The organism is Mesorhizobium sp. M7A.F.Ca.MR.148.00.0.0 (assembly GCF_003997735.1).
Taxonomy (GTDB): domain Bacteria; phylum Pseudomonadota; class Alphaproteobacteria; order Rhizobiales; family Rhizobiaceae; genus Mesorhizobium.
The window spans coordinates 1-7347 of the sequence record NZ_RZTB01000176.1 but is presented as its reverse complement, the minus strand read 5'-3'; the positions used below and the strand labels follow the sequence as shown (position 1 = coordinate 7347).

Here is a 7347-nt window from a genome sequence, read left to right as displayed (position 1 = left end):
CACGCGGGTGTTCGGGCGCGACGCACGCGCCGGCGTTGTCGGCGGCGTATCGTCGGCCTACTCCAACGTTGTCCTGCTCGGTGCTCCCTTTATTCTCGGCATATTCGGCCCGAGCGGCTTTGAAGTGCTGTCGCTGCTGGTCTCCGTGCATCTGCCGATCATGATGATGGCTTCCATCGTGCTCTTCGAGATGTTTGGCCGGAGCGGTAGCGAGCACGTGCATCCCCTGCGTGTCGTCAGAAGCTTTCTGAAACGGCTGTTTCTCAATCCGCTGATCATCGGCATTCTGGCCGGGCTTGCCTGGCGCATGACCGGGGCGCCATTGCCCGACCTTGCAATGCGTCTGGTCGATGCGCTGGCCGACACGGCAGGACCGGTGGCGCTGTTTGCCATGGGTCTCAGCCTGCGCCGCTTCGGCATATCAGGCAATGTCCGCCCGGCGCTGGCGCTTTCAGCGTTGAAGCTGTTCCTGATGCCGTCACTGGTTCTCGCCTTCGTCTGGCTGCTTGCGTTGCCGCCGTTGACGGCCAAGGTGGCGGTGGTGGTTGCGGCGCTGCCATCCGGCATCAATTCCTATCTCATCGCCGTTCAGTTCAACACCGGCCAGGCGCTGGCGTCGAACCAGATGACCATCGCCACGGCCTGTGCAGCCATCACCACGGCTTTCTGGCTGACTGTCGTCTTGCACGTTTTCGGGTAAGGCATTGGGGTAAGCACGTCGCCTGCTCTCGTCTCGCTGTGGCCCAAGCCCTATATGCCATCTTGCGATTGCTTGCGGGCCTTGCCCTCGGTAAAGAGCAGTGGCTCCGGCGTGCCGGCTTCAGTCCATGGCGCACGCTCACCGAAGATTTCACAGACCGGCCCGTCAGGGCGCTGAACGGAGGATAGACCATGCTTCAGAAAACCAGCCATTTCATGCGGCAGGCCAATCTCATCAACGGCGAGTGGGTGCAGGCCGACAGCGGCCAGACAGTCGACGTCAACAATCCGGCCACCGGTCTCAAGATCGGCACCGTGCCGAAGTCGGGCAAGGCCGAGACCCGCCGCGCCATCGAGGCCGCCGCCGCCGCCTTCAAATCGTGGCGCAAGACCACCGCGCTCGAGCGCTCGAAGCTGCTGCGCAAGCTGCATGACGCGATGATGGACAATCAGGACGTGCTGGCCGAACTGCTGACCATCGAGCAGGGCAAGTCGCTGTTCGAATCGAAGGGCGAGATCGGCTCCGCCGCGGCCTACATATTGTGGTTCGCCGAGGAAGGCCGCCGCACCTATGGCGATGTCGTGCCCTCACCATGGGCGGACCGCCGCATCCTGGTGACCAAGGAGCCGGTCGGCGTCATTGCCGCCATCACGCCATGGAATTTCCCGTCCTCGATGCTGGCCCGCAAACTCGGCCCGGAACTCGGACCGGCGCTCGCCGCCGGCTGCACCGCCGTGGTCAAGCCGGCGTCGCAGACGCCATATTCGGGTCTCGCCTGGGGTGCGCTCGCCGAGGAAGTCGGCTTCCCCAAGGGCGTCGTCAACATCCTGACCGGTTCGGCAAGCGAGATCGGCGACGAGATCTGCGCCAATCCGCTGGTGTCGAAGATCACCTTCACCGGATCGACCGAAGTCGGCAAGCTTCTCATCCAGAAGTCGTCGGTCACCGTCAAGAAAGTGTCGATGGAACTCGGCGGCAACGCGCCGTTCATTGTCTTCGATGACGCCGACATCGAGCGTGCGGTCGCCGGTGCGATCACCGCCAAGTATCGCAATTCCGGCCAGACCTGCGTCTGCACCAACCGCTTCCTTGTCCAGGCTGGTGTCTATGACAAGTTCGTCGAGAAGCTCGCTGCCGCCAGCAACGGGCTGAAGGTCGGCTCGGGCCTCGAGGACGGCGTGCAGCAGGGGCCGCTGATCGACGAGAAGGCGGTCGAGAAGGTCGAGGAACTGATCGCCGACGCTACATCCAAGGGCGGCAAGATCGTCGCCGGGGGCAAGCGCCATGCGCTCGGCGGTTCGTTCTTCCAGCCGACGGTCATCGCCAACGCGACACCCAAGATGCGCTTCATGAAGGAAGAGATCTTTGGCCCGGTCGCACCGGTGTTCAAGTTCGAGACCGAAGAGGAGGCCGTCGCCCTCGCCAACGACACCGAATTCGGCCTCGCCTGCTATTTCTACACCGGCGATCTCGGCCGCGCCTTCCGTGTGATGGAAGGGCTGAAATACGGCATGGTCGGCGTCAATGAAGGCCTCATCACCACGCCGGAAGCGCCGTTCGGCGGCGTCAAGGAATCCGGCCTCGGCAAGGAAGGCGGACATCAGGGCATCGAGGATTACCTCGACACCAAATATGTCTGCATCGGCGGCCTCGGCCTCTGATAGGCTATCCCGGGGATGAGCAGGCCGATAGCCTGCCCATCTCTCATCGGAAAACCAGCCGAAGTCTTCTGGATCAACTGGCATTTACGGGCATGGCGATGAAGGACGGCGAGGTTTTCGGCACGACGCAGGCTGGCGAGCAGGTGCGTCGCTTCACGATCAGGGGCGGCGGCATCACAGCCAACATCATCGGTCTGGGCGCGATCATCCAGGATCTACGCCTGACCGGGCACGATGCTCCGCTGGTGCTCGGCTATGACTGTCTGGAAGGCTACGAGACGGATACGGCGTTCTTCGGTGCTGTCGTTGGCCGCTACGCCAACCGCATCCGCGACGGCCGCTTCACCATTGGCGGCAGCCGCTACCAGACCGAGCAAAACTTCCTCGACAAGCATACGCTGCATGGCGGCTCGCTAGGTTACTCCCACCGGCCGTGGACGGTTTCCTTGCATGGCAGGGATTTCGTCACGCTGACCCTGCACGATCCCGATGGCGCGATGGGTTTTCCCGGCGCGCTTGATGTCACCTGCACCTACCGGTTGAAGATCCCCGGCACGCTTAGCGTCGAGCTGACAGCCACCTGTGAGGAGCCGACGCTGTGCAATCTCACCCAGCATTCCTACTTCAACCTGGACGATGGCGGCGCCGGAGACATTCTCGACCACAGGATGATGTTGAATGCCGGCGCCTATCTGCCGGTCGATGGCGATATGATCCCGACCGGGGTGGTCAAGCCGGTTGACGGCACGCCGTTCGATTTCCGCCAGGCGCGGCCGTTGCGCATGGAGACCGAGGGCGAACAGCTGCCCTACGACCAGAATTTCTGCCTCGCTTCGACACGCGGGCCGCTCAAACAGGCTGCGTGGACGCAAGGCGCCAGTTCCGGTGTCGAGATGGAGGTCTGGACCACTGAGCCCGGCGTCCAGCTCTATACCGGTCAGTATGTGACGCCGCGCACCGGGCTGGAAGGGCGGAACTACAAGGCCTTTTGCGGTTTCTGCCTCGAGCCGCAGATTTGGCCGGATGCGCCGAACCGGCCCTATTTCCCGCAGGCGACGCTGTGGCCGGGCGCGATCTACCACCACGTCACGGAATACAGATTCCGGCTACCTTAGCCTTCGAACGCCGCCCGCAGCGTCTCGAACGGCGCCAGTGCGCCACGTACCTGCACCACGGCGGCGGCGACACGATGGGCATGGCGTGCGGCTTCCAGCGGTTCGTGGCCGGCAAGTCGAGCCGCAAGATAGCCGCCGTTGAAGGAATCGCCGGCGCCCGTCGTATCGGCGGGAGCTGCGACATGGATCGCCGGCACGTCGCGCAGCGTTCCTCCTTTGGCGATCAGCGCCGGCGCTTCGCCATTCTTGACGACGACCTCGCCAACCAATTTCCCGATCCGTTTAGCGGTCACTTGCGGCGTTGCATCCTCAAACAGCATCTGCTCGTCGGGAAAGGTTGGTAATGCGATATCAGTGACGGCAAGGGCTTCGACGATCGCTGCCTGCGCCTCCTCGCGCTCACGCCAGAGCCGCGGCCGGTAGTTGGGGTCGAAGGCGATAAGTGAACCAGCCGAGCGCGCCTTGGCGACTGCGGCCAGCAAGGCAGCGCGCGCGGCTTCGTCCAGAATTGCCAAAGTGATTCCGGAAAAATAGACAAGTGCCTGGTTTTCCAGGTTTTTCGATAATGCGGCCGGGTCCGAGGCAAGCTGCCGCGCGGCGGCGTCGCCACGCCAATAGGTGAAGGAACGTTCGGCTCCCGTCAGCGTGATGGCATAGAGGCCGGGCCGCGCGCCTGCTATGAGCGGGCTGGAGCCGATGCCAATGCCGTTTTCAGCGAAGAAATCGATCTGGCCTTGCGAGAACGGATCGTCGCCGAAGGCCGAGACATAGGTTGCCGGCCGCTCAGCGCTCAGTGCATGCAGCGCCCACAGCGTGTTGAACGTGTCGCCGGCAAAGCCCATGCGCCAGTTCGGTCCCGTCTGGCCCGACAGTTCGAGCATGCATTCGCCGATCGAGGCGACGCCGTTTCCCGCCATCTACAATCCTCCAGTGATCCCGGTGCTGTAGCTTTTTGCCACCGGCAGCGCCATGCTTGGCAAGCAGGGTTTTTTCCGTCACAGCGTTTTCCCACAGGCTGGCGGGATGCGATCCGTCCGGCAGAGCGTTGTCTGCGGAAGAGGAACCGGTTTGGCATCGATATGGCGTTATCTTCTGGCGGGTCTTGGTCTGGCTGCCTTGCTGGTCGGCATTCTCGCGGCCGTCTTCCTGACGGCGCCGCGGTCGTCGCTGCCTGCCGGCCCGGATGTCTCGCGGACGAAGAACACCGCCAACGCGCTGTTCGTGGCCAGCTTCGCGCCGGAGCGGGGTGTCGTACGGCAGGGCGAACTGCAATCCTGGCTGCTGACCTTGAAGACAAAGGCAGGAGTTCCGGTGGAAGGTGCCGCGATCGCGATTTCGGGCGGTATGCCACTGCACAGTCACGGCCTGCCGACCAGCCCGCAGACGACCGACTATCTCGGCGACGGGCGTTATCGAATCGAAGGAGTGAAATTCACCATGAGCGGCTGGTGGCAGTTGCATTTCGCCATCTCGGCCACCGCCGGCTCCGACACGGTGCTCTTCAACGTGGTGCTGTGAGCAGGACATGAGGCGGCGTTCGCGTTTTCTGGCGCTGATGGTGGCCGTTGTCCTTGCCGGTTGCACGAAGCCGGATTTTTCCGACGCCGAAAAGACGACCATCGCCTCGCTGGCGCTGTCGTCGCTGCCGGCGCTCAAGCCCGACCCCACCAATCGTTTTGCCGACGTGCCGGCGGCTGCCGCACTCGGCTCGACGCTGTTCTTCGACCAGGGCATGAGCGGTGACGGGTCGATATCCTGTTCGACATGCCACAAGATCGACCGCCAGTTCCAGGACGACCTGCCGCAGGCGGTCGGGGTCGGCCGTACCAGCCGGCGCACCATGCCACTGGCCGGCGTCGCGCGCGATCCCTGGTTCTTCTGGGATGGCCGCCGCGACAGCCTGTGGGCGCAAGCGCTGACGCCGCTCGAAAACCCGCTGGAGCAGGCGGGAAACCGCACCGCCTACGCGCATTACATCAAGGCGCGCTTCGGCGAACGCTATGAGCGCATCTTCGGGCCGCTGCCTGATTTTTCCGGCATGCCGTTGGATGCCAGCCCGCTTGGAAACGATGTCGAGAGGGCGGCCTGGAATGCCATGAGCGGCCCGCAGCGTGACGCTATCAACGGCGTCTTTGCCAATCTAGGCAAGGCGATTGCCGCCTTCGAACGCTCGATCGCGCCGGCGCCAACGCGCTTCGACCGCTTTGCGCTGGACCTCGCCACCGGTGCCGAGCCGAAGGGCGATGCTGTCTTTTCCAAACAAGAAATCCTTGGGCTTAAACTGTTCATCGGCAAGGCCAATTGCGTTACCTGTCACAACGGCTCGCGCTTCACCGACAACAGCTTCCACAACACCGGCGTGCCATCCGTTGCGGGCCTGCCGCCGGATCGCGGCCGTATCGATGCCGTGCACCAAGTCGAGGCGGACCCGTTCAACTGCTTCGGCGCTTATCGCGATGGCGACGCCAGCGCCTGCGGCGAGTTGCGCTTCATGGTCAAGGATGCGCCCAAACTCGTTCGCGCCTACAAGACGCCATCGCTGCGCGGAGCGGCAACGCGGCCGCCCTATATGCATGCCGGGCAGTTTTCGTCGCTCGACGAGGTGGTGGCGCACTACGCCAAGGCTGCCCCCAGCGTCGAAGGGGTATCAGAGGTTCACCCGCTGGAGTTGTCGGATCGCGAGCGCGGAGCGCTGGTGGCGTTCCTGAAGACGCTGGCGGAGTGAGGTTGCCGACTACATCGGCGATTGAAAAATATTGCAAAAAAGGTATATCTAGGTCGATGAGCTGGTCGGTCGAATTTCTCAATATTGAATTGAAGTGAGGCGGGAGCTTGAGGCTCAACCGAAAGATATCTTGGCCAGCTTTCTGAGGATATCGCGTCTGATCGAGGCGCACGGGCTGCAGAAAGTCCACGAGCATACGTTAAGCACTTGGAAGGCAGGCTTTGGGAAATGCGCATCAAGGGCCGGGACGGCATTGCTCGTGCAGTCTACGTGACCGCGGCCGAACGTCGTGTGGTTGTGGTGCGAGTGTTCGCCAAGAAGACCCAGAAGACGCCACGAAGCGAAATCGAATTGGCTCTTAAACGAGCAAAGGAGGTTCTATGAGCCGGAAAACAATCCCAGTCGAGGACGTCGCCAAGGACTGGTTCAAGGACCCGGAATTCGTTGCCGAATACGAAGCCTTGGAGGAAGAGTTCGCGATCGCCGAAGCTTTGATCAAGGCCCGAGGTGAAGCCGACATGACTCAGGAAGAGGTCGCCGTCGCCATGGGAACGACACAGGCCGTGATTGCCCGCTTGGAGAGTGGTCGAAACATGCCTTCGACCCGAACATTGCAGCGTTTTGCCAAGGCGACAGGCTCGAAGCTCCGCATCAGCTTCAAGCCTGGGAAGCCGAAGTCGCGCATCGGTCATTGAATTCTACCGATCCTTGACCGTCTCCATTGCCACGAAGGTCGAGGTCTGGGCGACATGGGGCAGGGCCGAGATGCGCTCGCCCAGGACGCGGCGATAGGCGGCGATATCCCGGGTGCGCACCTTCAGCAGATAATCGAAGCTCGACGCCATCATGTGGCACTGCTCGATCTCCGGCACAGCCTGTACGGATCGGTTGAAGGCGTCGAGCGCGGCGGATCTGGTGTCGGACAATTTCACCTGGACGAAAGCGACATGGCCTTCGCCCATGCGCTCGCGGTCGATGATCGCCTGGTAGCCTCGGATATAGCCGTCCTTTTCCATCCGCTTCACCCGCGCCTGCACCGGCGTCTTCGACAGGCCGACATTTGCCGCCAGTTCGGACATGGAAAGCCGGCCATCGCTTGCCAGCGCCGACAGGATGTTCCTGTCGATGCGGTCCAATTGGTCTTCT

General features: G+C 62.7%; 9 protein-coding genes. 7 read left to right on the top strand and 2 right to left on the bottom strand.

The features are described from left to right. The 3 genes from EOB49_RS31710 to EOB49_RS31700 all read left to right on the top strand — a co-directional run. On the top strand, positions 1–700 hold a 700-nt coding region (locus EOB49_RS31710), incomplete at its 5' end, for an AEC family transporter (RefSeq protein ID WP_127383289.1). Positions 701–891: 191 nt separating this feature from the next. Next, positions 892–2361, top strand: coding sequence for an NAD-dependent succinate-semialdehyde dehydrogenase (locus EOB49_RS31705; protein WP_127383288.1), 1470 nt, complete (start codon positions 892–894; stop codon positions 2359–2361). Positions 2362–2453: 92 nt separating this feature from the next. Next, positions 2454–3476 (top strand): aldose epimerase family protein, encoded by a 1023-nt coding sequence (locus EOB49_RS31700; RefSeq protein ID WP_127322143.1) that lies wholly within the window; start codon positions 2454–2456, stop codon positions 3474–3476. Here EOB49_RS31700 and EOB49_RS31695 read toward each other — a convergent pair. After that, the gene (locus EOB49_RS31695; RefSeq protein WP_127383287.1) at positions 3473–4393 is read right to left on the bottom strand and encodes a sugar kinase; all 921 of its coding nucleotides are present in this window, start codon (positions 4391–4393) and stop codon (positions 3473–3475) included. The two genes, EOB49_RS31700 and EOB49_RS31695, sit on opposite strands and share 4 nt — an antisense overlap. A 151-nt stretch (positions 4394–4544) precedes the next feature. Between EOB49_RS31695 and EOB49_RS31690 the strand changes: the two genes are divergently transcribed. The 4 genes from EOB49_RS31690 (at position 4545) to EOB49_RS31675 (ending at position 6896) form a co-directional block, all read left to right on the top strand. After that, positions 4545–4994 carry a FixH family protein gene (locus tag EOB49_RS31690; protein ID WP_127383290.1) on the top strand — a complete coding sequence of 150 codons (450 nt, stop codon included), beginning with the start codon at positions 4545–4547 and terminating at the stop codon, positions 4992–4994. 7 nt (positions 4995–5001) lie between these two features. After that, a complete protein-coding gene (locus EOB49_RS31685) occupies positions 5002–6201 on the top strand; it encodes a cytochrome c peroxidase (RefSeq protein ID WP_127383286.1) in 1200 nt (399 codons plus the stop codon). A 228-nt stretch (positions 6202–6429) separates the two neighbouring features. After that, positions 6430–6585 carry a type II toxin-antitoxin system RelE/ParE family toxin gene (locus tag EOB49_RS38180; protein WP_245472924.1) on the top strand — a complete coding sequence of 52 codons (156 nt, stop codon included), beginning with the start codon at positions 6430–6432 and terminating at the stop codon, positions 6583–6585. Beyond that, complete coding sequence (locus tag EOB49_RS31675; RefSeq protein WP_127383285.1) at positions 6582–6896, top strand: helix-turn-helix transcriptional regulator; 315 nt, start codon at positions 6582–6584, stop codon at positions 6894–6896. Before EOB49_RS38180 ends, EOB49_RS31675 begins: the two co-directional genes overlap by 4 nt. 3 nt (positions 6897–6899) lie before the next feature. On the opposite strand, the gene EOB49_RS31670 is transcribed toward EOB49_RS31675, so the two are convergent. After that, positions 6900–7347: Lrp/AsnC ligand binding domain-containing protein (locus EOB49_RS31670; RefSeq protein WP_245472923.1), on the bottom strand; the 448-nt coding region annotated here is incomplete at its 5' end.